21 protein-coding genes are annotated in these 26,975 nt (G+C 71.1%); 10 read left to right on the forward strand and 11 right to left on the reverse strand.

Annotation, left to right across the window (positions count from 1 at the left end; all coding sequences use genetic code 11):
* The 3 genes from ACP4J3_RS23955 to ACP4J3_RS23965 form a co-directional block, all read left to right on the forward strand.
* Nucleotides 1-2,046, forward strand: a 2,046-nt coding sequence (locus tag ACP4J3_RS23955) for a Hint domain-containing protein (RefSeq protein ID WP_426537690.1), incomplete at its 5' end; no start/stop codon positions are given.
* Nucleotides 2,046-2,591 (forward strand): hypothetical protein, encoded by a 546-nt coding sequence (locus ACP4J3_RS23960; RefSeq protein ID WP_426537692.1) that lies wholly within the window; start codon nucleotides 2,046-2,048, stop codon nucleotides 2,589-2,591. The genes ACP4J3_RS23955 and ACP4J3_RS23960, both read left to right, overlap by 1 nt.
* A 422-nt stretch (nucleotides 2,592-3,013) precedes the next feature.
* Nucleotides 3,014-3,181: a hypothetical protein gene (locus ACP4J3_RS23965; RefSeq protein ID WP_426537694.1), complete on the forward strand. Its 168-nt coding sequence runs from the start codon at nucleotides 3,014-3,016 to the stop codon at nucleotides 3,179-3,181.
* Between the two features lie 147 nt (nucleotides 3,182-3,328).
* Here ACP4J3_RS23965 and ACP4J3_RS23970 read toward each other — a convergent pair whose 3' ends face one another.
* Both ACP4J3_RS23970 and ACP4J3_RS23975 read right to left on the reverse strand, forming a co-directional pair.
* Nucleotides 3,329-3,673, reverse strand: a complete 345-nt coding sequence (locus ACP4J3_RS23970; protein ID WP_426537696.1) for a LysE family translocator — start codon at nucleotides 3,671-3,673, stop codon at nucleotides 3,329-3,331.
* A gap of 422 nt (nucleotides 3,674-4,095) precedes the next feature.
* Nucleotides 4,096-4,731, reverse strand: a complete 636-nt coding sequence (locus ACP4J3_RS23975) for a TetR family transcriptional regulator (protein WP_194049583.1) — start codon at nucleotides 4,729-4,731, stop codon at nucleotides 4,096-4,098.
* Nucleotides 4,732-4,865: 134 nt separating this feature from the next.
* Between ACP4J3_RS23975 and ACP4J3_RS23980 the strand changes: the two genes are divergently transcribed.
* From ACP4J3_RS23980 to ACP4J3_RS23990, 3 genes are all read left to right on the forward strand, one after another.
* Nucleotides 4,866-5,603, forward strand: coding sequence for a VOC family protein (locus ACP4J3_RS23980; protein ID WP_426537698.1), 738 nt, complete (start codon nucleotides 4,866-4,868; stop codon nucleotides 5,601-5,603).
* Between the two features lie 225 nt (nucleotides 5,604-5,828).
* Complete coding sequence (locus ACP4J3_RS23985) at nucleotides 5,829-8,204, forward strand: PQQ-binding-like beta-propeller repeat protein (protein ID WP_426537700.1); 2,376 nt, start codon at nucleotides 5,829-5,831, stop codon at nucleotides 8,202-8,204.
* Between the two features lie 180 nt (nucleotides 8,205-8,384).
* Nucleotides 8,385-8,900: a hypothetical protein gene (locus ACP4J3_RS23990; protein ID WP_426537702.1), complete on the forward strand. Its 516-nt coding sequence runs from the start codon at nucleotides 8,385-8,387 to the stop codon at nucleotides 8,898-8,900.
* A 9-nt stretch (nucleotides 8,901-8,909) separates the two neighbouring features.
* Here the strand turns inward: ACP4J3_RS23990 and ACP4J3_RS23995 are convergent, their stop codons facing one another.
* Genes ACP4J3_RS23995 through ACP4J3_RS24005 form a run of 3 tightly spaced genes read right to left on the reverse strand, consistent with a single transcriptional unit; the run spans nucleotide 8,910 to nucleotide 11,258 of the window.
* Nucleotides 8,910-9,689: an enoyl-CoA hydratase/isomerase family protein gene (locus tag ACP4J3_RS23995; protein WP_426537704.1), complete on the reverse strand. Its 780-nt coding sequence runs from the start codon at nucleotides 9,687-9,689 to the stop codon at nucleotides 8,910-8,912.
* Complete coding sequence (locus ACP4J3_RS24000; protein WP_426537706.1) at nucleotides 9,686-10,102, reverse strand: Zn-ribbon domain-containing OB-fold protein; 417 nt, start codon at nucleotides 10,100-10,102, stop codon at nucleotides 9,686-9,688. The genes ACP4J3_RS23995 and ACP4J3_RS24000 overlap by 4 nt, the downstream gene beginning before the upstream one ends.
* 7 nt (nucleotides 10,103-10,109) lie before the next feature.
* Complete coding sequence (locus ACP4J3_RS24005; RefSeq protein WP_426537708.1) at nucleotides 10,110-11,258, reverse strand: lipid-transfer protein; 1,149 nt, start codon at nucleotides 11,256-11,258, stop codon at nucleotides 10,110-10,112.
* Between the two features lie 93 nt (nucleotides 11,259-11,351).
* On the opposite strand from ACP4J3_RS24005, the gene ACP4J3_RS24010 reads away from it, so the two are divergent.
* Entirely contained in the window at nucleotides 11,352-12,920 is a 1,569-nt protein-coding gene (locus ACP4J3_RS24010) for a FadD3 family acyl-CoA ligase (protein WP_426537710.1), read from the forward strand.
* Nucleotides 12,921-12,997: 77 nt separating this feature from the next.
* On the opposite strand, the gene ACP4J3_RS24015 is transcribed toward ACP4J3_RS24010, so the two are convergent.
* The 4 genes from ACP4J3_RS24015 to ACP4J3_RS24030 all read right to left on the reverse strand — a co-directional run bounded on the left by ACP4J3_RS24015 (nucleotide 12,998) and on the right by ACP4J3_RS24030 (nucleotide 18,701).
* Nucleotides 12,998-14,035, reverse strand: coding sequence for a pectate lyase family protein (locus tag ACP4J3_RS24015; protein WP_426537712.1), 1,038 nt, complete (start codon nucleotides 14,033-14,035; stop codon nucleotides 12,998-13,000).
* Between the two features lie 102 nt (nucleotides 14,036-14,137).
* A complete protein-coding gene (locus ACP4J3_RS24020) occupies nucleotides 14,138-15,001 on the reverse strand; it encodes a hypothetical protein (protein ID WP_426537714.1) in 864 nt (287 codons plus the stop codon).
* A 328-nt stretch (nucleotides 15,002-15,329) separates the two neighbouring features.
* Nucleotides 15,330-15,527, reverse strand: coding sequence for a hypothetical protein (locus tag ACP4J3_RS24025; protein WP_426537716.1), 198 nt, complete (start codon nucleotides 15,525-15,527; stop codon nucleotides 15,330-15,332).
* A gap of 216 nt (nucleotides 15,528-15,743) precedes the next feature.
* The gene (locus tag ACP4J3_RS24030) at nucleotides 15,744-18,701 is read right to left on the reverse strand and encodes a BTAD domain-containing putative transcriptional regulator (RefSeq protein WP_426537718.1); all 2,958 of its coding nucleotides are present in this window, start codon (nucleotides 18,699-18,701) and stop codon (nucleotides 15,744-15,746) included.
* Between the two features lie 187 nt (nucleotides 18,702-18,888).
* Here ACP4J3_RS24030 and ACP4J3_RS24035 point away from each other — a divergent pair, with 187 nt between their 5' ends.
* The 3 genes from ACP4J3_RS24035 (at nucleotide 18,889) to galE (ending at nucleotide 22,855) form a co-directional block, all read left to right on the forward strand.
* Nucleotides 18,889-20,130 carry an amidohydrolase family protein gene (locus tag ACP4J3_RS24035; protein WP_426537720.1) on the forward strand — a complete coding sequence of 414 codons (1,242 nt, stop codon included), beginning with the start codon at nucleotides 18,889-18,891 and terminating at the stop codon, nucleotides 20,128-20,130.
* Between the two features lie 120 nt (nucleotides 20,131-20,250).
* A complete protein-coding gene (locus ACP4J3_RS24040; protein ID WP_426537722.1) occupies nucleotides 20,251-21,843 on the forward strand; it encodes a glycosyltransferase in 1,593 nt (530 codons plus the stop codon).
* A 40-nt stretch (nucleotides 21,844-21,883) separates the two neighbouring features.
* Entirely contained in the window at nucleotides 21,884-22,855 is a 972-nt protein-coding gene (gene galE, locus ACP4J3_RS24045; protein ID WP_426537724.1) for a UDP-glucose 4-epimerase GalE, read from the forward strand.
* A 3-nt stretch (nucleotides 22,856-22,858) separates the two neighbouring features.
* On the opposite strand, the gene ACP4J3_RS24050 is transcribed toward galE, so the two are convergent.
* Both ACP4J3_RS24050 and ACP4J3_RS24055 read right to left on the reverse strand, forming a co-directional pair.
* Nucleotides 22,859-23,959 (reverse strand): glycosyltransferase, encoded by a 1,101-nt coding sequence (locus ACP4J3_RS24050; protein WP_426538012.1) that lies wholly within the window; start codon nucleotides 23,957-23,959, stop codon nucleotides 22,859-22,861.
* Between the two features lie 14 nt (nucleotides 23,960-23,973).
* Complete coding sequence (locus ACP4J3_RS24055; protein WP_426537725.1) at nucleotides 23,974-26,817, reverse strand: bifunctional glycosyltransferase/CDP-glycerol:glycerophosphate glycerophosphotransferase; 2,844 nt, start codon at nucleotides 26,815-26,817, stop codon at nucleotides 23,974-23,976.
* Nucleotides 26,818-26,975: the final 158 nt, after the last annotated feature.

Genomic DNA, 26,975 nt, shown 5'->3' on the forward strand with positions numbered 1-26,975 from the left:
CCGGCCAACGACGCCATCCAGCTCGGCTCCCCCTACGTCACCACCGACTCGGCCGCCGGCCTGGTGGTCCTGACCGGCCAGGCATCGAAGACGATCGCTGAGCAGCAGAAGGCCGTCGCCGACGCCCACGCCAAGAACGCCCAGCAGGAGGCCGCCGCCGCCAAGGCCCTCGCAGACCGGGCCAAGGGCGACGCCAAGGCCGCCTACCAGCACGCGGCGGGAGCCGCCAGGCATGCGGCCAGCGCCCGTACCTACGCCAAGCAGGCCCTCGGCTACGCGGCCGACGCCGCCAAGGCGGCCTCACGGGCATCGGCATCCCTGGCCCGCACGATCGAATACGACCGCAAGGCCACCCAGGACGCCGCCGCGGCGGACAAGGCAGCCGGGCGGGCCGAGGGCCACGCCGAGCAGGCCCGCGACTCCGCCGACCAGGCGGCCCTCGATGCGTCCGCCGCCCGTGCGGCGGCAGCACAGGCCGAGCTGGCCGCGAAGGATGCCCGCGCCGCAGCGCAGCGCGCCGACGCCGCCGCCACCGCGGCCGAGGAAGCGGCCAAGGACGCCCAGAAGTACGCCAGGGAGGCACAGAAAGCGGCAGAGTCGGCGGCACGCAAGGAGGCGAACAAGCAGGTCGCCACCGGGGCTGGTACGGGCGTCGGCGGCACCTTCTACGTCGTCGACGACGTAGAAGTGACCGATGCCAAGCAGGACAACCCCTGCGAACTGCCACCCGGACTCGGCACTAGTTGCACCGTCACCTACACGTTCACGTTCAATGCCACTGTCAGTTTCTACGCGTGCCTCGACCCCGACGTTCCCGCGACGGAGGCAGGTTGCCCGCGGAACGACGTGGTCTTCCTCGGAACGCAGACGTTCAAAGGGCTGACGAAGAAGCTCACTCGTACCTTCACCCAAGCCGACATCCTCAAGGGCCTCATTGACACCTATCTCAAGATCGGAAAGGAGCTGCTGGTCCAGGACTTCGTGGACTGCTGGCACGGCAGCGTCAGCGGCTGCGCCTGGGCAGCCTCCAACTTCGTCCCCGGTAAAGCGATCGGGAAGGCTGTCGGGGCGATCCGCGCGCTGGACGCCGCGATGCGCACCGGGATCGGAGTCGGCGAGGCGTTCAAGGCGCTGAAGAAGCTGGACCTGGACGCCGCGACCCTCGCGAGGCTCGAGGGCACGGTCAACGCCTACGAGGACCTGGCGAGGTCCTGCAAGGTCAACAGCTTCCTCGGCACCACCGAGGTGCTGATGGCCGACGGCTCCACGAGGAAGATCAAGGACGTCGGTATCGGCGACAAGGTTCTGGCCACGGACCCTGGGACGGGAGAAACAAAGGCTGAGACGGTCACGGCCGAGATCAGGGGGACCGGGCTCAAGCACCTGGTCAAGGTCACCATCGACATCGAGGGCGGCAAGACCGCATCGGTCACGGCGACGGACGGGCATCCGTTCTGGGTTCCTGAGCTGGGACAGTGGATCGACGCTACCGACCTGGCCCCGGGCGAGCGGCTGCGCACCACGGACGGGAACGACGTCCGGATCACCAAGGTCCAACGCTGGACGACTCTCGCTGCCACGGTCTACAACCTCACCGTCAGTAAAGTGCACACGTACTACGTGGTGGCCGGGAACACACCGGTACTCGTGCACAACTCCGGTCCTGGTTGTGACCTGTTCCCCAATACAATGCCAGGAGCTCTTGACAGGGAACTCGCCCTGGCGGACAGGTTGGGCGTCACACCGGTCGGCGCAGGATCTGCTGGATTTGATGCTGCAATCAGTTCCGGGACCGTTAAGTGGGCAGTTCGGGAGGACGGGAGTCTCGTGATCGTGCCGAAGTTTGTCAATGGCCAGGAGATCTCACACTCGGTTCTCACTCGAGGGGCTCCCGTTCGCGCGGCCGGTGAGGCTGATATCGCAGGCTCTTCGCGAGATGGATACTTCGGGCTGGATATCAACAACCACAGTGGCCACTTCCTGCCGTCGAGTGAGAGTCTCGAAATTGGTAGGGATGCCTTTGTGGCGGCAGGGGTTCACTTCTGATGAACCAGCTCAATGATTTGGCGGCGCTCGACCTGCTCTCTCTCTCCGAGATGCTGGCTACAGGCACGCCCATGCGCTCTGAGTTGGACCCTGGTCAGTGGCTGGCGGTCGTTGAGCTGCTGACGATGCGCCTGGCCGAGGGTTGTGGCGACGTGCCGACGGAGCGCTGGGCCATGTGTTCGGCGGCGCTGGACTACGCTCTCGAAACCGCGGTGAGTTCAGGGGCGATCGATCGTCGCGAAGGCGTGATCCGTCGCCTGAACCTCTCCGTCGCCCTGCTTCCGCAGATTCCGTCGAGTCCTGAGGTCGACATTCTGAATCCGGAGCATCTGATTGAGCTTCTGTTTCGGGAACTTCCGATGTCGGCCGAAGAAGCTCGGCAACTGTCCTCTGGTTGGCGATCTCTCCATGTCTCGCAGATCCGGCGTTTGCGAGTCGCCAAGAATCTGGTGACGCCCGCGCTCAGTCTCGCCAGGCTGATGTCGGAAGAAGAATTCGCTGAGCGCTTGAGAGAGTGGGAAGAAGTACTTCCGTCACTTCCGTGAGTGCGTGAGGTGAGGCCTCTTCAGATGAATTCTGACGCCGTCGGTGGATGAGGCTGCGTGACGACGGCCTGCACGATCCTGTTCGGGCGGTGCAGGTCGTCGTCGGGCGATACGGACCGGCTGGCGAAGTGGATGCGGGAGCCCCCTTCTCAATACTCCAGTCGCAGTTCGCCATCGCCGTCCGCGTGAGGCACCATGGGGTCGGTGGGCGACTCGTACTTACGACTGACCCATCGGCCCCGTCAGGGAGCGACGAGGGCCGATCGCAGTTCCCCGGCAACGGGCCAGGGGTACCGTTCTGGTGTCGATGCAGAACGGAGACCGGTATGCCCCCGCACGCTGCCGAGCACACAGGCGCACGTGCGCAAGGTCCGCCGGTTGACGCAACGTGAGTTGGCCGACCTCTCGCACGTTCCTGCAGCATGCTGACGAAGGTGGAGCGGGGCGTCCTGCCCGCCAGCCCTTCGGTGATCGGTGCACTTGCCCGCGTCCTCTCCGTGCCGGTCACCGAACTGACCGGACAGCCCTACCTTGAAGAGCTGCGGCAGGACCAACTGGACGGCCTGATCAACCGATTCGCGAGGCTCTGAACATCTACGACCTCGGCCCCGACCCAGATGTAGCTGTGCGCCATGGTCCGCGCGACGAACATCAAGCAGGTCGCCGCCGATCTCCCTGGCCTGATCCATGAGGCCACGACGACGGCGCATACGGATCCGGCAGACCGCAACTGGCGGTTACTCGCGAGTACGTACCGGACCGCCTACGACGTGACGACGAAGCGTCACCAGGAACTGCGGCAGCACCGACAGGCAGAGCAGCAGGCCCTTGGGGTTCAGGCCGCTGATCGTGGCGACCCGGAGGACGGCGCGGGCCGGGCTCGTGGCCACCGTCTCCTCGGCCGCCCCCGGCGTGCCCGGGCGGCGCAGCACGCTCCAGCCCAGCCAGGCCAGGTACCCGGCGCCGGCGGCCGTCCGCGCGGTCAGCAGCCCCGGCTCGCCCGCCGCCGGCACCGCGAGGCCGGCCACCGCGAGCACCGTGTGCAGCGCGTACCCGGTGACCAGGCCCGCCACCGCCGTCACCGGGGTGCGGTCGCGCAGCCCGGCGCGCGCCTCCGGCGGTGCGGCCGGTGGCGTGGGTTCGGTGGGCGGAGGCGATGGGGGACGGTCCCCAGCGCGCTGTGTGGCTGCGCAGCGCCGGCCGGCACTCCGGTTGCTCCCATCGGGTGACAGGGAACATACGGTGAGCCTGCCCCGGACTGCTTGGTCGGCGGAGCCGCTCGCGTTGGCCTTCGCCTCCATGCGGCAGGAGGACCGGGAGACGGTCGCCGAGTTCGAGAGCGCGCTGGCCGGCATCCCGCATGTGCTGGAGGCACAGCGGCTGTTCGGGGAGCCGGACCATCTGCACGTCGTACAGGACCGACCGCTGCCCGCACAACACGGCAGGCGGCGGCCCACGTCGGGTGAGCCGCCGCCTGCCAGACAGGACTTGATGAATCAGGGGCCTACTTCGTCGGCTTCTTGCCGGTCACGCCCAGGTGCACCAACAGCGCCAGATTCGGCTTGAGTTCGGCCTGTTTGACGCCCCACGTCTGGAAGCCCTTCTGGTGCGAGGCCACCGCCGCGAGCATCGCGACGATCGAACCCGCGACCGCGGCCGGGTTGACGTCCTTGTCGACCCTGCCCTTGGCCTGCAGTTGACTGACCGCGTCCGCCAGGGAGTTGTTCACGGAGTTCAGGATCTTCATACGAAGCTTGTAGAACCGTTTGTCGCCCTCGGACGCGCCGAGATCGACGACCCTGAGGATCGCGTCGTTCTTGCGCCAGAACTCCAGGAATCCGTCGACGAGTTCCTGAGCCGTCTGCCAGCCGGCCTTGCCGACCCAGCTGCGGCCCTCGACGAGTTCGGTCAAGGAGGCGCCCTCGGCGGCCATTTGCTCGGCGATCTCCAGGACGGCGCCCTCGACGTCCGGGAAGTACTGGTAGAAGGTCGCGGGCGAAGTGCCCGCCTTCCGGGCGACATCGATGACTTTGACGTCCCGGTACGGGGAAGAGCTGAGCATCTCGCTGAGGCAGTCGAGCAGCTTCTGCCGGGTCGCCTGCCCACGCCGGCCGGCCACACGGCCGTCGACGGTACGCACTTGTCCTGTCATGCCGTCAGCTTACCGAGGCGTGATCGGGGCGCGATTCGGCCGACTGCAAATGGGGTGCACGAGGATCACGAGGCTGGTGTGCCTGGTCTGCGCGGTGCGCGGGAGGCCGTTACTTTTGCCGCATGGCCGAAAACAGGGCATCCGCGAACGGAACGGGATACACGGAGGGCGTCCCGTGCTGGGTCGACGCCCAGCTTCCCGACGTGGCGGCGGGCAAGCGCTTCTACGGTGAGCTCTTCGGATGGGACTTCGAGGAGGCGTACGACTCCACCGTGTGGGCCCTCCTCGACGGTGAGCGGGTCGCCGCGCTCGCCCGTAAGGCGGACGGGCGGCTGCCCACCGTGTGGACGGTGTACTTCGCCACCCCGGACGCCCGGGCGCTGGGGGAGCGGATCCGCGCGGCAGGCGGGCAGGTGGTCGTCCCGCCCGTGCGGATGGGGGCGGACCTCGGCGCCGCCGCGCTGGTCACCGACCCCGAGGGCGCCGTCTTCGCGCTCTGGGAGGCGGGCAGCCACCGGGGCTTCGGCCGGCGGCACGAGCCCGGCAGCTTCGCCTGGGTGCAGCTCTACGCCCGGGACACCGACGTCGCCAACACCTTCTACGGCGAGCTCTTCGCCGACGCCCTGTTCGGGCCGGACGCCAAGCCCGACTTCGGCCGCGCGGCCGTCTCCGAGGTCTTCCCGGAGATGATGCCGCCCCATTTCCTCGTCCACTTCCGGGTGGCGTCCTGCGAGGAGACCCTCGCCGCGGTGAACCGGCTCGGCGGGCGGGTGCAGGTGCCGCCCTTCGAAACGTCGTACGGCACGGTCGCCGTCGTCACCGACGACCAGGGGGCGTCGTTCGCGGTCCTGGAACGCTGACCGCGCTCTCACCTCGTGCGTCCCACTATGCGAACCGGCGCTTTCCGCGGCCGCCGGAGTGTGGTTTTGTCCCAAGACACCCCGTTCCGCCCCCGGGTTCGCAACCACGCCCTCGGACAGGAAGAATCGGGGTGCGTGCCGCCAAGGCGGTGCGGTGGTGAGACGCTGCACGGGGTCGCGTACATATGTGGGTGACGGGGCCCGTACGGGGAGGTGGCAGGCAGAGTGGTGGATCAGCTTACGCAGCACGATCCGCGCAGGATCGGGCCGTTCGAGGTGCTCGGACGGCTGGGCGCCGGCGGTATGGGGCTGGTCTATCTCGCGCGCTCGGCTTCGGGCCGGCGCGTGGCGATCAAGACGGTCCGCACGGAGCTGGCCGAGGACCAGCTCTTCCGCGTCCGCTTCACGCGTGAGGTGGAGGCGGCCCGGGCGGTCTCCGGCTTCTACACGGCGGCCGTGGTCGACGCCGACCCGCGCGCGGCCGTGCCGTGGCTGGCCACCGCGTACGTCCCGGCGCCCTCGCTCGAGGAGATAGTGAACGAGTGCGGGCCGCTCCCGGCTCAGGCGGTGCGCTGGCTGGCGGCGGGCGTCGCGGAGGCCCTGCAGTCCATCCACGGCGCCGGTCTCGTCCACCGCGACCTGAAGCCGTCCAACGTGCTCGTGGTCGAGGACGGCCCCCGCGTCATCGACTTCGGTATCGCGTCCGGCGTATCGAATACGCGTTTGACAATGACCAACGTCGCCGTCGGCACCCCCGCCTACATGTCCCCCGAGCAGGCCAAGGACTCGCGCAGCGTCACCGGCGCGAGCGATGTCTTCTCGCTGGGCTCGATGCTGGTGTTCGCCGCCACCGGACACCCCCCGTTCCACGGCGCCAACCCGGTCGAGACGGTCTTCATGCTGCTGCGCGAGGGCCCCGACCTCGAGGGCCTGCCGGACGAGCTGCGCCCGCTGATCGAGTCCCTCATGCAGATGGAGGCCACGAGCCGCCCCAACCCGGCCGACCTCCAGGCCCAGCTCGCACCCCACCTCTTCGGCTCCGGCTCCGACGACAGCGGTACGGCGTCCGCGTGGCTGCCCGAGCGCGCGGTGAGCCTGATCGAGGCGCGGCGCGGCGGCCGCCCGGCGACCAAGCCTTCTTCGTCCGGCCGCAGCGGTGGCGACCGTTTCGTCCCCGCCCCCGCCCCCGCGCCCGTGCCGCCCCCGCCCCCGCACGACCCGGTGGTCCCGCAGCCCGCGCCCGTCCCGGCCGGCGCCCCCGACACCGGCCCGGTCCGCCTCGCGGGCGCCGCCGTCCCGATCGGCCCCGGCCCCCGCGTCGCCGACGCCCGCGCCGCCGCCATGCAGGCGCCCCCTCCGGAGGCCGGCCTGGTCGCCTCCTGGTCCAAGCCCCGCCCCGGCGTCAACGGCGCGGATCCTGCCGCCGGCCCCGCCGTACCGGCCGTGCCGCCCGTGCCCCCGGAGAGCGCGGCCGGCTGGCGGCCCTGGCGTTTTCGCATGTCGAACGACGTCTGGGGCACCCCGGCCGTCGCCGACGACCTCGTCTACGTCACCTCCTTCGAGGTCCACGCCCTCGACGTGGCCACCGGCCGCCGCCGCTTCAAGACGCGCGACGTGGCCTGGTCGATGGCGGTCGCGGACGGCCGTATCCACGCCTCCGACGGCCCGACCCTGTTCGCCCTGGAGAGCCGCGAGGGCGCGGACCTCTGGCGCCTCCAGACGGACGCCTGGGTGTACTCCCTCAAGGCCGAGCGCGGCACCGTCGTCACCGGCACCCGCGGCGGCGGCGTCCAGGCCTGGGAGGCCTCGAACGGCCAGAAACTGTGGGAGATCACCGGGGCGCAGACCGACTTCGAGTCCCCGGAGGCCGGCCCGGCGCTGTACGACGGCACGGTGTACGTCTGGCAGGACGCCCGGCTGAAGGCGCTGGACGCCCGCACCGGCGACGAGCGCTGGGCGTACCCGATCGGCGACGCCGCCTCCTGCGGCGGGGTGCCGGTGCGGGTGGCGCAGGCGCACGACGGCCATGTGTACGTCTCCGCCGGGACGCGCGTGCTCGCGCTCGACGTGCGCAGCGGCCTCGTGCGCTGGCACTTCGAGGCCCCGGCGGTCTTCCTGTGCCCGCCGACCTTCGTGCCGGGCCCCGCGGTGACCGGCGGCGGCGTGTACCTCGCCGACTACCTCGGCACCGTCTACGCCCTGGACGCCACCGACGGCCGCGACCGCTGGCGCATCGCCACCGAGTCCCGCTCCTCCATCGAGCCGGTGCTGGTGGCCGCGGGCCATGTGCACGTCGGCAGCGGCAAGGGCCTGTACACGCTGGACGCGGTCACCGGGACGCCGAAGTGGCGGTTCCAGGCGGGCGGCGATGTCGTGGGCGCCCCGTCCGTGGCCGAGGGCCGGATCCACTTCGGCTCCACCGACCACCTGCTGTACACCCTGAAGGCCGACGACGGCCGCCTGAGATGGAAACTCGCCACCGGCGGCGAGATCACCGGCTCACCCGTGGTCAAGGACGGGGTGGTGTACGCGTGCAGCAAGGACCGCTGTGTGTACGCGCTGGACGCGGAGAAGGGCACGGGCACGGCACGGACGGCGTAGCCGGGGCTGTGTGACGGCCGTCGTGCCGGTGCACGGAAGGGGTCCGGACGGCGGCCGTCCCAGGGGAGCGGGCGTCTTCACCGCTCTTACACGAGACGCTACGCCGGGTGAGCGCTCACCGCCACGCGGCCGCTGCTAACGTGACGTGCTCACGATCGCGACAACGGGGGTTGAAACACCGTGAAGCTTCGCCATGTCCGCGCAGTGGCCGTGATCGCCTGCGTGGTGGTCGCCCTGACGGGAGCCCGGCGCTCGCACGGCGGCGGGTGCGACGACAGCTCGAACTCCAGCAGCTCGTCGAGTGGTTCGGGCGGCAGCACGCACCACTACGACGACGATGACGACGACTACTCGTCCTCCGGAGGCTCGGCGAGCGGCGGATCCTCCGCGACCGCCAGTGCGCGGCCCACCACCGACGTGAAGATCACCAGTTGTGTGTACGACCCGAGCCGGGGCATCGTGGCCCGCGTCGAGGCCGCCAACACCAGCAGCGTCACCACGTACACCTACGAGTTCGGCGTGGTCTTCAAGGACCCCGACGGCGCCCCCGTGCGCACCAGCTCGTCCGCCATCCCGTACGTCTCGCCCGACACCACGGAGACCCTGGACGTGGCCGCCGCGTACGTCCCCGACTCCGGCGCGAACACGAGCGGCGTCACCTGCGCCCTGGACGATGTGACACGTGAGGCGCAGTAGCTCAGCGCCTCACCGCACCCGGTGATCGCGGCGCCGCGCCCGGAACAGCTCCGCCTGCCGCTCGCCCGGCAGGTTCCCGAGCGCGATCAGGTGCGGCGCCTGCGCGAACGCCTGGGCCAGGGCGGCCTCCTTGGCCGCCCACAGCGCCCGTACGGTCCCCTGCACCCCCTGCGCCGGATACCCGGCGATGACCGCGGCGCACTCCACCGCGGCGGCCAACGCCCCGCCCGGCTCGGCCACTTCGGACACCAGCCCGATCTCGTGCGCCCGCCGCGCCGACAGCCGCTCCGCGCTCCCCATCAGCGCCATCCGCGCGGCCTCCCCGTGCGGCATCCGCAGCGCCATCAGCATCGACTCGTAGGCGCTGACCATGCCGTAGGCGGTGTGCGGGTCGAAGAAGGTGGCGTCCGGGTCGGCGACCAGGAAGTCGGCCTCGCCGAGCAGATAGAAGGCGCCCCCGCAGGCCATGCCGGTCACCGCGGCGACGACCGGTTTCCACAGGTCGTTGGACTTCGGCCCGACCCGCAGCAGCGGATCGTCCGTCATGTACGGCGAGTTCGGCTGCGGGACGACGGCCTCCCGGTCAAGGCCCGTACAGAAGGCCCGCCCCCCGGCGCCGGTGAGCACGACGGCCCGTACGGTGTCGTCGAACCGCAACCCTCGCCAGACCGCCACGAGTTCGTCCCGCATCGCGAGGTCGATGGCATTGAGCCGCTCGGGCCGGTCGAGGGTGACGACGGCGACGCCGGTGTCCTTGTCGGTCGTGACGTCGAGGCTGTCGAGGCTCATGGCCGCTCCAGGACCCACTGCGGCAGACCGCTGCCGCTGAAGACGGCCTGGACCTTGGCGCCGATGCGGATCCGATCGGGGGGCAGGGAGTTGAGGGGCGCGTCCGGGCCGGTGACGAGGTTCCCGACCAGGCGGATGCGGGGCGCGTCGGCGAGCTCGACGACCACGACGTTGTACGGCGCCTGCTCGGCGTACTCGGGCAGCAGGGGCGGATGCGGGACGACGTAGGACCAGATCCGCCCGTGCCCGCCGACGCGCCGCCAGTCGCTCACGAAGGACTGGCAGTGCGGGCAGCAGGGGCGGGGCGGGAAGCGGCGCTCGCCGCAGTCGGCGCAGGCCTGGACGCGCAGCTCGCCCTGGGCGGCGTACCGCCAGAACGGGGCGCCGTCGGCGTCGGTGACGGGGGACAGCATCGTCCGATCAGCTCCTCAGAAGCAGCGCGGAGGTGGGGACGCCCTCGCCGGCGGTGACGAGGCAGGTGGCGGCGCCGGGGACCTGGGCGGTGCTGGTGCCGCGGAGCTGCTTGACGCCCTCGTTGATGAGGTTGAACCCATGGACATAGGCCTCGCTCAGCCCGCCGCCACTGGTGTTGAGCGGCAGCCGCCCGCCGATCTCCAGCGCCCCCTGCTCGGTGAACACTCCGCCCTCGCCCCGCCCGCAGAAGCCGTACCCCTCCAGCGAGAGCGGTATCAGCGCCGTGAACGCGTCGTAGATCTGGGCGACGTCCACATCCTGTGGAGTGAAGTCGGCGTGCTTCCACAGATGCCGGGCGGCGGTCCAGGCCGGTCCCGTGAGCGGGTCGTCGTTCCAGTAGTTGACCATGCCGTGGTGCTGGGCGGGCAGCCCCTGGGCGGCGGAGTGGACGTACACGGGCGTGCGCCGGCAGTCCCGGGCGCGCTCCCGGCTGACGACGACGCACGCCAACGCCCCGTCCGTCTCCAGGCAGTTGTCGAACAGGCACAGCGGCTCGCTGATCCACCGGGACGTCATGTACATCTCGCGGGTCAGGGGACGGTCGTACATGACGGCCGCCGGGTTCTGGTTGGCCCGGTTCCGGCAGGCGAGCGCGACGTTGAAGAGGTGATCCCGCGTCGCGCCGAACTCGTGCATGTACCGGCGGGCGAGCATGGCGATCTCGTCGACCGGCCGCAGCAGGCCGTACGGCCGGGTCCACTGGGCCGGCGTGGGGAGCTGGACGTTGGTGTTCCGCCAGGGCCGGGGCCCGCTGCCCCGCTTCCGGGACCGCCAGGCGACGCCGACCGAGGCCTGCCCGGTGGCGATGGCGCCGGCGAGATGCGCGACGGTGGCACACGATCCGCCACCCCCGTACCCCACCTTGCTGAAGAAGGTGAGATCCCCGAACCCGACGGCCTTCGCCAGCTCGACCTCATCGGTCTCCTCCATGGTGTAGCTGGCCAGCGCGTCGACCTCGCCCGGGGCTATCCCGGCGTCGTCGAGGGCGGCGAGCACGGCACGGCAGGCGAGGGTCCGCTCGTCCTCCGCGAGGCGCTTGGCGAAGGGGGTCTGTCCGATGCCGACGATCGCGGTGGCGTCCTTGAGTCCGGCCATGTGCACACCTCCACGCTGCTGAAGGACTGCTGACAGGGCGTCAGAGTACAGCTAATCTGACGGGTAGTCAGCTACGGGGTCGGGAGGTGTGCCGTGCGCGGTGACTTGGAGTGGGGCAGCATTCCGGAACTCGTGCGAACCGCGGCCGAGCGGTACGCGGACGCCGAGGCGGTGGTCGAGGGCCGGAGCCGGGTCTCGTACGCCGAACTGGGCGCCCGTGTCGAACGCTCGACGGCGGCCTGCCTGGCGAACGGCATCGCGCCGGGCGACCGGGTCGCCATCTGGGCGCCGAACACCCTGGACTGGATCGTGGCGGCACTCGGCGCGGTGTCGGCGGGCGCGGTGCTCGTCCCGCTCAACACCCGCTTCAAGGGCACGGAGGCGGCGGACGTGCTGCGCCGCAGCGGGACCCGGCTGCTGTTCGTCACCGGCACCTTCCTCGGCACGTCGTACGTGGCGTCGCTGCGGCGGGCGGTCGCTCAGGGCCCGGGACTGCCGGACCTGGAGCAGGTGGTCGTGCTGTCGGACGACGCCGCCCCCGCGGAATTCCGCACCTGGAAGGACTTCCTGGCGAGCGGCGACGCGGTGAGCACGGCGCAGGTGCGGGCGCGCGCCGAGGCCGTATCCGGCTCCTGGCCGTCCGACATCGTCTTCACGTCCGGGACGACGGGCCGCCCGAAGGGCGCGGTGATCACGCACACGCAGACGCTCAGGGCGTACGAGGTGTGGAGCGAACTCGCCGGGCTCCGCCAGGGCGACCGCTACCTCATCGTGAACCCCTTCTTCCACACCTTCGGCTACAAGGCCGGGGTGATCGCCTGCCTGATGCGCGGCGCGACGATGATCCCCCAACCCGTCTTCAACGTGAACACGGCCCTGGCGAACATCGCGGCGGAACGCGTCTCGGTCCTGCCCGGCCCCCCGACCCTGCACCAGTCCCTCCTGGACCACCCGGCGAGGGACGCCTACGACCTCTCGGCGCTCCGACTGGTGGTCACCGGCGCCGCGGTCGTGCCCTTGCGACTGGTGGAGCGCCTGCGCGGGGAACTCGGCGTGGAGACGGTCCTGACGGCGTACGGCCTGTCGGAGGCCAGCGGCATCGTCACGATGTGCCGGCGCGGCGACGACCCGTCCGTCATCGCCTCGACGTCGGGCCGCGCCATCCCCGGCACGGAGATCCGCGTCGAGGCCCCGCCCGGCGAACCCGGCGAGGTCCTGGTGCGCGGCTTCAACGTCATGCGCGGCTACTACGAGGACGAGGCGGCCACGGCCGAGGTGCTGACGCCGGACGGCTGGCTGCGCACCGGGGATGTGGGCGTGCTGGACGATGCGGGCAACCTGCGCATCACGGACCGCATCAAGGACATGTTCATCGTCGGCGGCTTCAACGCCTACCCGGCGGAGATAGAGCAGATGCTGGGCCTGCACCCCGATGTCGCGGACGTCGCGGTGATCGGCGTACCCGACCCACGGCTCGGGGAGGCCGGCAAGGCATTCGTGGTGCGCCGTCCGGGGTCGGTGCTCACCGGGGACGACCTGATCGCCTGGGCGCGGCGGGAGATGGCGAACTACAAGGTGCCGCGGGCGGTGGAGTTCGTGGGGGAACTGCCGCGGAACGCGAGCGGGAAGGTGGTCAAGGGGGAGCTGCGGAAGCGGGGTTGACGTCTCTCGACACAAGGCGGGCCATGTGATCGAGAGACGTCAATGTCCCGTGTCCCGGCACGGTCAGGCGTGGTGGCTCAGAGCTTGCCGACGCCCGCGCCCTTGGTGACGGAGTCCTTGACGGTCGCGGCCGACTCCGCCGTGTAGTCGTACGGGATCGCCGCGACGTCGCCGCCGGTCTGGCCCTCGCCGGAGTTCTCGAAGTGGTTGTCCCTGGCGGCGAGCGCGCCCGGCCCGGAGTCGCCCTCGCCGAGGTGGAAGGGGTCTTCCGTGTTCTCGAAGTAGTTGCCCTCGACGAGCACGCCCGCGTCCTGGGTCGACGCGACGCCGTACGAGCCGATGTCGCTGAAGTAGTTGTTCAGGACGTGTACCGGGTTCCCGAAGCGCACGCGCGGGTTGCGCTGATTCGTACCGTCGAACCAGTTGTGGTCGTACGTCACCTTCAGCTTGCCCGCGTCCTCGCCGCCGTTGTCGTCCGAGTGCCCGAGCAGCATGTTCTTGTCCTGGTCGTGCGCGCGGTTCCAGGACACGGTGATGTCGGTCGAGCCGCGCTTGATGTCGAGGCCGCCGTCCTTGGCGCCGGAGATGTCGTTGTGGTCGAGCCAGACCTTCGACGACTCCTGGACGTTGATGCCGTCGTCGTCGGAGCCGCTGAACGTGAGGTTCTGGATGATCACGTTCTGGACGCCGCTGACGTTGAGCCCGCTGCCGGTGATCTTGCCGGCGGTGCCCACGCCCACGACGGTCTTGTCGCCGGCGACCTTCGTCATCTCGCTCAGCTCGATCGTGCCGTCGACCTTGACCACCCGGGGCCCGTCGCTCTGCACGGCCTCGGTGAACGCCGCCGCGTCCGAGACGGTCACACTCTCGCCGCCCTCGCCACCGGTGGTCCCGGCACCGAAGCCGACGGGCCCGGCGGCGGCGCGCGGGGCGGCGTCCGCGTCGCCCGGGGCCGGGTCCGAGGTGGCGTAGGCGGTGCCGAGGGCGGCGAGGGCGGCACCCGCGGTGACGGCGCAGGCGATGGCCAAGGGCTTGCGGCTGCGACGGGCGTGCCGGGTCGTGGGGGGAGTGTTGGTCGTGCTGTTCGTGCTGTTCGTGCTGATCATGCTGGTCATGCGTATGACATCCTTCGCTCTTGGTTGGCTGTGGGGGGAATCTGTGCGGTCGTACATCACTGGGTCGCCGCTCGCGCCAGGAAGGTTGCTGGGGTCGGCAATTCACTTCGCCGCACGGGAGGTGATCCCCACCCCGCCCGCGGCACCGAGCGCAGCCCGCACCTCCTGGATCAGCGACCCCGGCCGGTGGAAGACGTCCTCGGCGGTGTAGCGAAGGAGGCTTCGGACCTCGGGGCATTGGAGTACCTGGTTGAAGCGAAGGACGTCCCGCCGGTGGGAGTCGCGGGTGCCGTGGTAGGCGTATCCCTCGACCTCGACCGCCAGCCCCTCGGCCCGGAAGAGGAAGTCGAGGTAGCGGCGGCGACCGTCAGGGCACCGCACCTCGACCTGGGTCTCCGGGTGGAGGCCGGCGTCGTGGAAGCGCAGGCGGGCGATGGTTTCGGCCGGTGATCCGGCGAGGGGGTCGCAGAGCGTCAGCCACGTGCGCGCCCTGACCGCCCCGTGGGAGGGCGCCTCGCCGTCGGCCAGGGCGGCGCGGATCGAGCCGAGGTCGGTGAGCGGGGCGCGGCGGACGCCGCCGACCCTTCGACGGGTGAGGGATGATTCGACCGCGACGAGCGCGTCGTCTCTCGGGCCGGCCCGCAGCAGATCGGCGACGGTGCGCACCGCCCCGGTGACCCGCAGCCCCTGCCGCTCCGCCACGTCCTTCGCGGAGAGCGGGACGCGGTGTACGCGGACGCCCTTGTCCTTCGGGCGAGTGGTGAGCTCGGGGTCGGTCAACTCGAGTGGCGCACCGGCGAGCGGGCCGAGGGTCTCGATACGGAAGAGGGCGGCCGCCGAGCGGTGACTCACGACGAGCCGCGGGTTGAGGAGCTGTACGGCGAAGAGCCGGGTGACGAAATCCGGGGTTCGCCCGGGCTCGACCCAGGTGCCGTTCCGGAGCTGCGTCCAGCCCTCGGACCGCAAAGCCCGCGCAAGGCTCCGCCGGGGCCAACCGGCCTGAACGGCACGCGAGGTGAGGAGGACACCCCCCTCCGCCAGCTCTCGCAACGCCGCCCGCTCCACCCACCCAAGATCGCAAACCCGCCCACCCTCCCGCAGACCCTGTGGATAACCGGGCTCGCGCTGAGGGGGTGTGGTGGGAATCGGAGCTTTTGGGCCAGAGGGAAACGCCTGCCGAGGAGGCTTTGCGGGTGCGGGCTGGCGCAAAGTGGCCGATCGCCCCGCACTTGACACGCATCGGCCGCGGCAGCTCCCCTCCGTGCTGCCGCGGCCGATCCCCGTGGGGTGAGGCTTACTTGTCGTTCAGGTCCAGGTGCGCGGGGCCCGCCGGCATCGCGTTGTTGAGCGTGGTGATCTTCTCGTCCGCGGTGGCCGGACCGCTCGGCATGGCGTTGTTGAGCGTGGTGACCTGCTCGTCCGTCGTGGCAGGCTCGCTCGGCATCGCGTTGTTGTCCGGAGAGACGGTCGTGTCCTTCTTCTCGTCGCTCATGGGCTCGTGCTCCCTTTTTTCGTCGGTGAGTGAGGAACGCCCGCCCGGAAACTCCCCCGAGGATTGCCGGACGGGCGTTCGGAGCCGCACAGTAATCGGTCGGGCTCCGGGTCCGACCGCCTGCCCCCCGACGCGACGGTCCGACGGGTATGAGACTGCCGGGCGGAGATAAACGAACGCTGAACGCCCGCAATCCCCAGGTCAGAGGCCCGAGCCCTAGGCGGCCGTGGCCGAGCCGAGGAGTGCGCGCACCTCCGCGGCCGCCACGGCGTCGTTCTGCTCGTAGAGGTTCAGGGCCTCGCGCCAGCACGCCCGGGCCCGGTCCGCCTGGCCGAGCGCGGCCAGCGAACGCCCCAGGAGCGTCAGGACGTTGCCCTGCATCCGGTCACCCCCGATACAGCCCAGCGCGAGAGCCTGCTCGGCGTGCTGCGCGGCCTGGGCCGGGCGGCGGTCGGCCGAGTGCACCTCGGCGATGCGGAAGTGGGTGACGCCCTCCCACAGCCGCTGCCGGTGATCGTTGAAGATGCCGAGGGCGTCGGAGAACCGGCTCAGCGCCTCGGCGTAGCGGCCCGCCCGGGTCAGGGCGACGCCGAGTGCGAAGTGGCCGTTCGCGAGGCGCACCGTCCGCCCGATCCCGGTGTGCACGGCGACCCCGTGCTGCGCCATCTCCACGGCCTTGGCGATGTTGCCCATGCCCAGATGGGCGCGTGACAGATTGCCGAGGACGGTGGCCTCGAAGGGCCGGTTCCCCGCCGCCCGCAGGCCTTCGAGGGCCTGGTCGAAGAAGACCTTGCCCTCGGCGAACCGGCTCTCGTGCAGGCAGATCAGTCCCCGGTTGTTGGCCACCCAGCTCACGGCGGTCGCGTCCCGCGCGCTGCGCGCCAGCTCGATCGCGACGCGGGCCTCCTGCTCGGCGGGCTGAATACGCCCGGAGACCAGCAGCACATCGCTGAGCACCGTACGCGCCCTGCCCTCCAGCCGCTCGTGGCCGACGGCCCGGGTGGCCTCGCAGGTGGCCCTCGCGGTCATCTCGTACTGATGCGAGTTGGCCCCGGACTCGGTGAGGTCCTTCGCCGCCCAGAGCAGATCGACGGCCCGCCCCAGCCGCTCCGTCCCGGCCGCCTGCCGTACGCAGGCCAGCAGTTGACCGGCCTCCGTGTACAGCCAGTCGAGGGCCTGAGTCCCCTCGGTGAAGCTCAGCCCCGGATAGCGGGTCGGCTCCAGGTCGTCGGTCAGGCGGTCGCCGGGGTGCTCGATCGCGTACACCTGCGCGGTCGTGGCCAGATAGAAGTCCAGCAACCGCGACAGCGCCGCATCCCGCTCACTAGGCGGCCACTCGTCCCGTTCCGCGCACGCACGCGCGTAGAGTCGCACCAGATCGTGGTAGCGGTACCGGCCGGGCGCCGCCGATTCCAGCAGCGAGGTGTCGACGAGGGACTCCAGCAGGTCCTCCGTGTCCGCCACGGGCAGATCCAGCGCCGCCGCGGCCGCCGCCAGCGAGATGTCCGGCCCGTCCGCCAGCCCCAGCAGGCGGAAGGCGCGCGCCTGGGCCGGCTCCAGGGCCCCGTACCCCAGCTCGAAGGTCGCCTTCACCGCGAGGTCGCCGGCCTGCAGCTCGTCCAGGCGCCGGCGCTCGTCCGCCAGCTTGGCCGCGAGCACCGAGACCGTCCACGTGCGGCGGGCCGCGAGGCGGGCCGCGGCGATGCGGATGGCCAGCGGCAGGAAGCCGCATGCCGCCACCACGTCCAGCGCGGCCTCGCGCTCCGACGCCACCCGTTCCTCGCCCACGATCTTCGTGAACAACTGCAGCGCCTCGTCCGGCGACATCACGTCCAGGTCGACCAGGTGGGCGCCCGCCAGGTCCACCATGCGGACCCTGGAGGTCACCAGCGCCGCGCAGCCGTCCGTGCCGGGCAGGAGGGGCCTCACCTGGGCGGCGTCCTTGGCGTTGTCCAGCAGGACCAGGACCCGTCGGCCGTCCAGCACCGAGCGGTACAGGGCCGAGCGCTCCTCCAGGGAGTCGGGGATCGCCGCGTCCGGTGTGCCGAGGGCCCGCAGGAAGGAGCCCAGGACCGTTTCCGGCTCCGCAGCGCGCGGGCCCGCGCCCTGGAGGTCGACGTAGAGCTGACCGTCGGGGAACGCCGAGCGCGCCTGGTGCGCCACGTGCACCGCGAGCGTCGTCTTGCCCACGCCGCCGATGCCGGCCAGCGCCGACACCGCCATCACCCGGCCCTCGGCCGAGGCGAGGACATCGCTCAGCTCGGCGACGAAGGAGGCGCGGCCGGTGAAGTCCGGGACGGTGGCGGGGAGCTGGGCCGGGCGCACCGGGACCGCCGCCGGTTCGCCCGCCGGTGCCGACGGCTCCGCGAGGGCCGGGTCCGCCCTGAGGATGCGCTGCTGGAGCTCGCTCAGGCCCGGACGCGGGTCCACGCCCAGCTCGTCCGCCAGCAGGCGCCGGGTGTCCGCGTAGACCGCCAGCGCCTCCGCCTGCCGGCCGCTGCGGTACAGCGCCAGCATCAGCAGCTCCCGCAGCTTCTCGCGCAGCGGGTGCTCCGCCGTCAGCGCCGTCAGCTCCGAGACCGCCTCCGCGTGGCAGCCCTGCTCCAGGTCCATGTCCAGGCGGGATTCCAGGAGCTGCAACCTCCACTCCTCCAGGCGGACCCGCTGTGCCTCCGCGTACGGGCCCGGAACGCCCGCCAGCACCTCGCCGTCCCACAGCGCCAGCGCCCGCCCCAGCACGTCCCGCGCCTGGCGCAGATCCCCGGCGTTCCTCGCCTTCTCCGCCTCCGCCGCGAGCTCCTGCGCCGCCGCCAGGTCCAGCGCGCCCTCGGCCAGGCCCCGCACCGCGTAGCCGCCGGACTCGCTCACCAGGACCCCGGGGTCCAGGACCTTGCGCAGCCGGGAGGCGTACGTCCGCAGCGCCGCCAGCGCCTGCGAGGGCGGCTCCTCGCCCCACAGGGCGTCGATCAGCTCCGCCGCGGTCGCCGTACGGCCCTCGCGCAGCAGCAGGGCGGCGAGCAGGGCGCGCTGCTGAGGGGAGCCCGTCGGGAGCTGCTCCTCGCCGCGCCACGCGCGTACCGGACCGAGTACGCCGAAGCGCAGTGCCGTCGGCTCCGCCGCATCTGTCGAGGAGCCGGGCCGCCTCTGCTCCGGCACTCGCGGTACCCCGTCCATCGCCGTCCCCCTAGGACCCGTTTACATCTCCGCCAGTTTGCCTTGTTCACGGCAGATGCGTCAGCCGTGGAGGGGGTGATCACATGCGGACGCGCGGGATATCACAAGGCCCTCACGCGCTCTTCGCAAGCGGGTGCGCGCGTCCGCATAGCTGACGGACCGTCAGATCGGCGCTACCGTGGCGGACATGGACACCGAGACGACGTTTCCGCTGATCATCTCCGTCGACGACCACACGGTGGAGCCGCCGACGGTGTGGCAGGACCGGCTTCCGAAGAAGTACCTCGACACCGGTCCGCGCATAGTCCGCGCCCCGCTGAAGGAAATGACCTTCCTCGGCGGCCGGTTCAAGCCCGTCATGGGCCGCCCCGGCGACGAGGGACCGCTCGGCGACTGGTGGGTGTACGAGGACCTGCACCGCCCCCTGACCCGGCTCGACACCGCCGTCGGATACAGCAGGGACGAGATCAAGCTCGAGGTCATCACGTACGAGCAGATGCGCCCGGGGTCGTACGACGTGCCCGCCCGCCTCGCCGACATGGACGTCAACCACGTCCAGTCCGCGCTCTGCTTCCCGACCTTCCCGCGCTTCTGCGGCCAGACCTTCACCGAGGCGAAGGACCACGAGCTGGGCCTGCTGGGCGTGCGGGCCTACAACGACTGGATGGTGGAGGAGTGGTGCGGGCCGGCCGCCGAAGGGCGGCTCATACCGCTCACCCTCATCCCCCTCTGGGACGCCGAGCTCGCGGCCGCCGAGGTCCGCCGCAACGCCGCCCGCGGCGTGCGCGCCGTCGCCTTCTCCGAGATACCCCCGCACCTCGGGCTCCCCTCCGTCCACACCGACGACTGGGACCCCTTCCTCGCCGCCTGCGACGAGACCGGCACGGTGGTCGCCATGCACATCGGCTCCAGCAGCCGGATGCCGTCCACCAGCGCCGACGCCCCGCCCGCCGTCGGCTCCACCATCACCTTCGCCAACTGCTGCTTCTCGATGGTCGACTGGCTGATGAGCGGCAAGTTCGAGCGCTTCCCCAACCTCAAGGTCATGTACGCCGAAGGCCAGATCGGATGGATCCCCTACATCCTCGAGCGCGCCGACGTGGTGTGGGAGGAGAACCGGGGCTGGGGCGGGGTCGCCGACAAGGTGCACCGGCCGCCGTCCGAGCTGTTCGCCGATCACGTATACGGCTGCTTCTTCGACGACGCCTTCGGACTGCGGAACCTGGACTCGATCGGAGTCGGGAACGTCCTCTACGAGACCGACTACCCCCACTCCGACTCCACCTGGCCGAAGTCCCGCGAGGTCGGCGAGGCGCAGATGGGCCATCTGGACCCCGAGGTCGTCGAGCGGATCGTGCGCGGCAACGCGATCGAGCTGCTGGGACTGACCCCGGACGGTCGCTGGAACGGCGGCGTCCACCCGCGGTAATCGAATCGCAATCAAAAACCTCTGAACGGAACCCCGGCCCCGTAGACGTCATCTTCCCCTCCGAGGTGCGAAGCTCTCGTACCTGGCATCAGGTACAAAACGCTACGGGTCGGGGCATTCATGGCTGTCCAGCACGCACAGGTCGCCATCGTCGTCATCGGATACGACGACGTCGCCCATGTGGCGGACGCGGTGCGGTCGGCGCTCGCGCAGGGGCCGGCCGTCCGTGAGGTGATCGCGGTCGACGACTGCTCGTCGGACGGCAGCGCGGAGCTGCTGGGGCGGATGGCCGCCGGCGAACCCCGCCTGAAGGTGATCCGGCGCCCGACCAACAGCGGCGGCTGCGGCACCCCGCGCAACGACGGGCTGAACGCCGTGTCCTCGCCCTATGTGATGTTCCTGGACAGCGACGACGTGCTGCCGCCGGGCGCCGTCGACGCGCTGCTGGCCGCGGCCGTGCGGCACGACGCGCCGGTCGCGGCCGGGCTGTGCCTGCGCAAGGAGCTGCCCTCCGGGCGCGAGACACCGTGGCAGCACGAGCTGTACACCCGGCCCGCGCTGGTCGACCACCCCGCCCGGCGGGTGCGCCTGGTGCGCGACACGCTCAGCGTCAACAAGCTCTACCGCACCGACTTCCTGCGCGGACACGGCATCCACTTCCCCGAGGGGCGCTTCCCCTACGAGGACTTCGTCTTCACCGCGCGCGTACTGGCCGCCGCGCCGAGCATCGCGCTCGTCCCGGAGCCGGTGTACATCTGGCACGTACGCCGGTCGGCGGCCCGGCTGTCCATCTCCCTCGACCGCGCGAACATCGCCAACTGGCGGGCCCGGATCGAGGCCGACCAGGTCTCGTACGACATCCTGCTGGGCGCCGGGGAGAAGCGGCTGGCGCAGGCGACGCGGGCCCGCTTCCTCGACCACTCGCTGCGGATGTACGCGCGCGAGCTGCATCTGCGCGGCGCGGAGTACCGGCGCGAGTGGTGGACCGTCACGCGCGCGTACCTGGCCTCCTTCGACGAGGGCGACTTCGCGTCGGTGCCCGCGCCCGGCGGGGTCGTCGCCCGGGTGGTCCTCGCCTCCGAGGAGCCGTGCGACCTGGACCGGCTCAAGGAGTTCGCGGCCCGCCCGGCCCGGCTGAATCCGCCGTACGCGCGCGCGGACGACGGTTCCCCGATCTGGTCGGCCCAGCTGCCCCAGGTGGAGCTGGACCACCTCCTGGTCCGCCCGGCACACCTGCTGCCGGCCGCCGTCGACGCCGTACTGCGGCCACGCGCGCGCGGGACGGTGCTCCGGTTGCGCCTGCACGAGATGTACGGGCGGATGGCGCAGGCGGGACCGGAGGCCGTCGAGGCCGAGCTCGTGGAGCGGGACGAGGGACGGCCGGGATTCTCCGGCACGGCGCCCCTCACGGCCCACCCGGACTCCTCCACCTGGTCCGCCGAGTTCCCGCTCGACCTGGCGGCGCTGGGCCGCGGCACCTGGGACCTGAAGCTCCGGCTGCGCTTCAAGGACGGCACCCACCGGGAGAGCACCGCCCACGCCGTCGCGGGCGCCGGGCTGCTGAGCCGGCGCGCCCTGCCGAGCCTGCGGCACGCCGTGCTGCTGGTGCAGCCGTACGCCACGCACTCGGGGGCGCTGGCGGTGCGCCTCGCGCCCGGCCTGAGCGGGGTGACGGACGTCGTGCGCCGTCGCGTGAAGCGCTTCTTTCGCTGATATCCGCTGATGCGTAACCCATTTCGATGAAGGGCTGTACATGACCTGGCTGATCACCGGTGGCGCCGGCTACATCGGGGCGCACGTCGTGCGCGCGATGCTCGACGCGGGCGAACGAGCCGTCGTCTACGACGACTTGTCCACGGGGATCGCCGAGCGGGTGCCCGACGGCGTACCGCTGGTCGTCGGCTCCACGCTGGACGGCGACCTGCTCGGTCGCGCCGTCCGGGACCACGGCATCACCGGTGTCGTCCATCTCGCGGCGAAGAAGCAGGTCGGCGAGTCCGTGGAACTGCCGCTGCACTACTACCGGGAGAACGTCGAGGGCCTGCGCACCTTGCTGGCCGCCGTCACCGAGGCCGGGGTCGGGTCGTTCGTGTTCTCCTCCTCGGCGGCCGTCTACGGCATGCCGGACGTCGACCTGGTGACGGAGGAGACGCCGTGCGTGCCGATGTCGCCGTACGGCGAGACCAAGCTGGCCGGCGAGTGGCTGGTCCGCGCCACCGGCCGGGCCACGGGCCTGTCGACGGCATGCCTGCGCTACTTCAACGTGGCGGGCGCGGCGACCCCCGCACTCGCCGACACCGGCGTCTTCAACCTCGTCCCGATGGTCTTCGAGAAGCTGACGGACAACGCGCCCCCGCGCATCTTCGGCGCCGACTACCCGACCCCCGACGGCACCTGCGTCCGCGACTACATCCACGTCGTCGACCTGGCGGAGGCCCACGTGGCGACCGCGCGCCGGCTGAGCGCGGCACCCGGCACGGATCTCACGCTCAACATCGGGCGCGGGGAGGGCGTCTCGGTGCGCGAGATGATCGACCGGATCAACACGCTCACCGGCCACGCCCTGCCCCCCGAGGTCGTGGCCCGGCGACCGGGCGACCCCGCCAGGGTCGTCGCCTCGGCCGACCGCATCGCGGCGGAGCTGGGCTGGAAGGCGCGGTACGGGGTGGACGACATGATCGCGTCGGCCTGGGCGGGCTGGACGTCGAACCACCCCGTGGAGTGAGACCTACCGCTCCAGGAACCCGAACAGAGCCTCCCACCGCCCCGCGATCTCGTCCGCCCCGTACCTGCGAATGTTCTCCCGCGCCGCGTCTCCCATCCGGTCCCGCAGCCCCGCATCCGACATCAACAGGTCCAGCTTGCGGGCGAGTTCGCCGGTGTGGCCGGGTCTGGCGAGGAGGCCGTCCTCGCCGTCCTGGATGATCTCGTGGACGCCGGGGGCGCAGTCGAAGGCGGTGCAGGGGACGCCCATGGCCATGGCCTCCATGAGGGCGAGCGGGAAGCCCTCGCCCCGGGAGGACAGCGCGAACACCGAACCGCCTCGCAACGCGCCCTGCACATCGGCGGTGCGGCCCTTCCACTCCACGGAGGCGTCGAGGCCCAGGGCGGTGCAGTGCTTGCGCAGGATCTCCTCGTCCTCGCCGGAGCCGTAGATCCGCAGGACCCAGTCGGGGTGGCGGGGGGCCACCTCCGCCCAGGTGTCGAGGAGTATGTCGACGCCCTTCTCGTCGCTGAGCCGGCCGATGCTGATGACGGCTCGCTCGGTGCGCGGCGAGGGGGCGGAAGGCAGCCAAGGCACGGCGTTCGGCAGGTACGACGCGTTGTTGAGGCCCGCGCCGATCCACAGGTCGGCGTCCTCGCGGGTGAGGGCGAGCATGCGGTCGACGTCCCGGTAGTGTTTGAGGACCCGCCGGAAGCGCGAGGAGCGCTTCGAGGTCTCGAAGGACTCGTGGCTCATGCCGATCACGGTCAGACCGGTGGTGTCGGCGACGTTCACCCACTCCATCGCCCATACCTGGGTGACGATGACGACCGCTCCGGGGCGCGCGGCGCGGAAGAGGTTCGTGAGGACGGTGGCCTTCTCCCGCATGCTCGCCGAGCGCGCCCGGCCGGGGGCCGGCGGCTGGCCGGCGTACAGCCGGGTCGTGGGGTAGGGGAGTTCGCCGAGGTCGTGCGGGTCCTCGGGGGTGGTGATGCCGATGACGTGGACGCGGTGGCCGCGCTCGGTGAAGAGCCGGGCCATCTGGTGGGACCAGCTCGTCACTCCGCCCAGTTCGTCCACGCTGTTGGAGACCAGGAAGATGTCCCGGAAGCCGTCCCGCCCCATCGTGCCTGCCTCCACTACGCCTTCCTCCAGTCGGTGAAGAACTCCTCGACGATGCGCCGCGCGGCCGTGCCCTCGTCGTACTCGCCGAAGTCGGCCACGAACCGCTCCCGCGCGGACGCGTACTTGACGGCCTGCTCCTCCAGCGACGACTCCCGCAGCGTGGAGTGCAGTTCGTCCTCCGTGCGCACGACCGGGCCCGGTGCCCGTTCCAGCAGGTCGAAGTAGGTGCCGCGGCCCTCGTGCACGTACTCCTCGTAGTCGTGCGGGAAGAACAGCATCGGGCGGTCCAGCAGGGCGTAGTCGAACATCACCGACGAGTAGTCCGTGATCAGGGCGTCGGCGAGGGCGAGCAGCGGGGTCACGTCGTGGTGGTCGGACACGTCGATGACGCGGCCCCGTACGGACGGCGGCAGCACCACGTGGTTGAGGTAGTGGGCGCGGACCAGGAGGACGTACCGGTCGCCGAACTCGTCCGCGAAGCGCTCCACGTCGAAGGGCAGCGCGAAGCGGCGGTCGCCGTGGTGGCGGAAGGTGGGGGCGTAGAGCAGTGCCGTCTTCCCGGCCGGGATGCCCAACTCGGCGGCCAGTGGCGGTCGTTCGGTGGCTCCCCGCGCCTGCACGAGGGCGTCGTTGCGCGGGTAGCCGACCCGCAGCAGTGTCTTCTCGCGCAGCCGGAAGGCCTTGGCGAGGGTGCGCACGTCGTGCTCCGAGCGGATCAGGAAGTGGTCGAAGCGGTCCAGGGTGCGCTGTTGTTCCGCCTGCTCGGCGCGGGACTTGAGCTTCCAGCCGGCCTCGTCGAAGCCCATCCGCTTGAGCGCGGAGCCGTGCCAGGTCTGGATGTAGGTGGTGCCGGGGCGCTTGGTCAGCTTCAGCGGGTAGCTCTGGTTGTCGATCCAGAACTCGGCGCGGGCCAGCGCCTTGAGGTAGGGCAGCGACCAGCGGCGCACCAGCGTGGCGTCGGCGGGGAAGCCCTGCGGGCGGCCGGTGTAGGACCACACCGCCTCGAAGTCGAGGCCCTGGCGGCGCATCTCCTCGTAGATCGCCCGGGGGCTGTCGCTGTACTGCCGGCCCAGATGGCTCTCGAAGACCACCAGCCGCTTGCGCACCGGCATGCGCAGGTAGACGTCGTGGTAGACGCGGAGCTTGGTCTCCCCGGAGGTGGCTCGTTGGCGCAGTGCCTTCGCCTTGCGGTAGCCGGCCTTGGCGAGCCGGCCGGGGGTGCCCTGCAGGCCGCGCACGACGAGGTCGTTGGCCTTCTTGCCGGGGACGAGGCGGAAGGCGAGGTGGCCGCGGGCGGAGATCTCCGGTTCGACGCGGTCGGCGACCAGCCGGGTCAGGCGCGGGCGCACCGGCACCTCGCCGGTCGCAAGGCCCGGCCGGGTGGCGGTCAGGCGCGTCGTCGTACGCTCGCCGTCGACGTCCAGATGGAGCCGTACGTCCCAGACGGCGTCCACGATGCCGAGCGGGCGCAGGCCCTTCGCCAGGTTCGCCGAGGCCTCCCAGGACACGTACGGGCCCTCGTGCCGGACCGTCGACACCGGGAAGCGGAAGGTCTTGAAGCGCAGTCCCTGGCGGCGGGCGTAGAACTCCAGCTCGGCGGTGAGCCGGGCGCCGGGCGGGATGGCGCCGAGGGGGTTGGTGACGCGCCCCGCGAGCCGGACGACGCCGCCCGGTCCCTCCTGCCGGTACTCGGTGAGTTCGTTGCGCGGGAACAGCTTCCCGACCGGCCGGGTGTGGTAGCCGAGCTCGGTGACGTCCAGGACCTGGCGTGCGAAGGGGTCCTCGTCGATGTGCTCGGCGCACCAGTAGATGCGCCCGTCGCGCTCGGCGAGCGGGGCGGAGACCTTGTCGCGGTTGCTGAGCGTGTCCACGGCGGGCAGCAGGTTGTCCCAGTCGCTCATCCGCAGCAGATACGCGCAGACCGCGTGGATCGGCTCGATCTCGTCGTAGGCGGCCGGGTCGATCGACGTCAGATAGGCGCGGGCGAGGGCGGCGAACTCCTGGCGGTAGGCGGCGTCCCGGAAGGGCAGGTCGCGCAGGTGCAGCACCAGGTCGTGCTTGAGGAACTTGACGTCCTTGCGGAACTTCAGCTCCGGCAGGCCCTTGTCGGCGAGCAGCGCGTCGACCCGGCGGTGCATCTCCATGCGGTGCGCGAAGTTGGCGATCTCGGCCCGGCGGTTGCTGATCGACTTGGCGCCGGTCTTGTGGACCACGTTCCAGTCGTAGACCCGGTTCGGGATGAGCGTGATGCGGCGGGCCGCAGTGTAGGCCTGGGCGGAGAAGAGCAGGTCCTCGTAGTGGATGCCGACGGGGAACTCCAGGCCGGCGTCGAGGAGGAACTGCCGGCGGTAGCACTTGTTGGTCGACAGGGTGTCGAAGACCAGCAGGTCAGGCAGCTCGGCGATGGAGTCGAGGGTGCGGGTGCGGGCGTACAGCCACGGGTACCACTTGACCTCCTTGCGGTGCCGCGAGTCCACGTGGACGCGGACGCACATGCCGGAGACGAGGTCGGCGCCGGTGGTCTCGGCCGCCTCCAGGAAGTTGCGGCAGGCGTCGCGCTCCAGCACGTCGTCGCTGTCGAGGAAGACGACGTACTCGCCGCGGGTGTGCTGGATGCCGTGGTTGCGGGGCGCGCCGCAGCCGCCGCTGTTCTCGGGCAGCCGGTGGGCGCGGACGCGACCGGGGTGCTCGTCGGCGAGCCGGCGGGCCGCCTCGTAGGACCCGTCCGTGCTGTGGTCGTCGACGATCACGACCTCGACGCCGCGCAGTGACTGCTCCAGCACCGAGCGCACGGCCGTGGGCAGTCTGGTCTCGTCGTTGTAGACGATCACGACGACGGACATGGCGACATCGGACATGGCGGGTCGCTGATCCCCGTCCACATTCACCCCATTCATCACTGCTTCCACCCTATGCAGGCGATCGTGCGCCAGAGGGTCCACTTGGGTAGATGTCCGACGAGGCGGCCGGGTTGCTTCCGTGGACCCGGACGCGCCGGTCGGGTACGGAGCGTAGG

Origin of the sequence: Streptomyces sp. UG1 (assembly GCF_049974585.1) — a bacterium.
Lineage (GTDB): Bacteria > Actinomycetota > Actinomycetes > Streptomycetales > Streptomycetaceae > Streptomyces.

What these genes read in the sequence shown, in the direction of transcription:
- ACP4J3_RS24035 (WP_426537720.1), top strand. Translation starts at nt 18,889, where the DNA reads ATGGACACCGAGACGACGTTTCCGCTGATCATCTCCGTCGACGACCAC.
- ACP4J3_RS24015 (WP_426537712.1), bottom strand. Translation starts at nt 14,035, where the DNA reads ATGACCAGCATGATCAGCACGAACAGCACGAACAGCACGACCAACACT.
- ACP4J3_RS24005 (WP_426537708.1), bottom strand. Translation starts at nt 11,258, where the DNA reads ATGGCCGGACTCAAGGACGCCACCGCGATCGTCGGCATCGGACAGACC.
- ACP4J3_RS24030 (WP_426537718.1), bottom strand. Translation starts at nt 18,701, where the DNA reads ATGGACGGGGTACCGCGAGTGCCGGAGCAGAGGCGGCCCGGCTCCTCG.
- ACP4J3_RS23980 (WP_426537698.1), top strand. Translation starts at nt 4,866, where the DNA reads ATGGCCGAAAACAGGGCATCCGCGAACGGAACGGGATACACGGAGGGC.
- ACP4J3_RS24040 (WP_426537722.1), top strand. Translation starts at nt 20,251, where the DNA reads ATGGCTGTCCAGCACGCACAGGTCGCCATCGTCGTCATCGGATACGAC.
- ACP4J3_RS23965 (WP_426537694.1), top strand. Translation starts at nt 3,014, where the DNA reads ATGCTGACGAAGGTGGAGCGGGGCGTCCTGCCCGCCAGCCCTTCGGTG.
- ACP4J3_RS24025 (WP_426537716.1), bottom strand. Translation starts at nt 15,527, where the DNA reads ATGAGCGACGAGAAGAAGGACACGACCGTCTCTCCGGACAACAACGCG.
- ACP4J3_RS24050 (WP_426538012.1), bottom strand. Translation starts at nt 23,959, where the DNA reads ATGGGGCGGGACGGCTTCCGGGACATCTTCCTGGTCTCCAACAGCGTG.
- galE (WP_426537724.1), top strand. Translation starts at nt 21,884, where the DNA reads ATGACCTGGCTGATCACCGGTGGCGCCGGCTACATCGGGGCGCACGTC.
- ACP4J3_RS24000 (WP_426537706.1), bottom strand. Translation starts at nt 10,102, where the DNA reads ATGCTGTCCCCCGTCACCGACGCCGACGGCGCCCCGTTCTGGCGGTAC.
- ACP4J3_RS24055 (WP_426537725.1), bottom strand. Translation starts at nt 26,817, where the DNA reads ATGTCCGATGTCGCCATGTCCGTCGTCGTGATCGTCTACAACGACGAG.
- ACP4J3_RS23995 (WP_426537704.1), bottom strand. Translation starts at nt 9,689, where the DNA reads ATGAGCCTCGACAGCCTCGACGTCACGACCGACAAGGACACCGGCGTC.
- ACP4J3_RS23960 (WP_426537692.1), top strand. Translation starts at nt 2,046, where the DNA reads ATGAACCAGCTCAATGATTTGGCGGCGCTCGACCTGCTCTCTCTCTCC.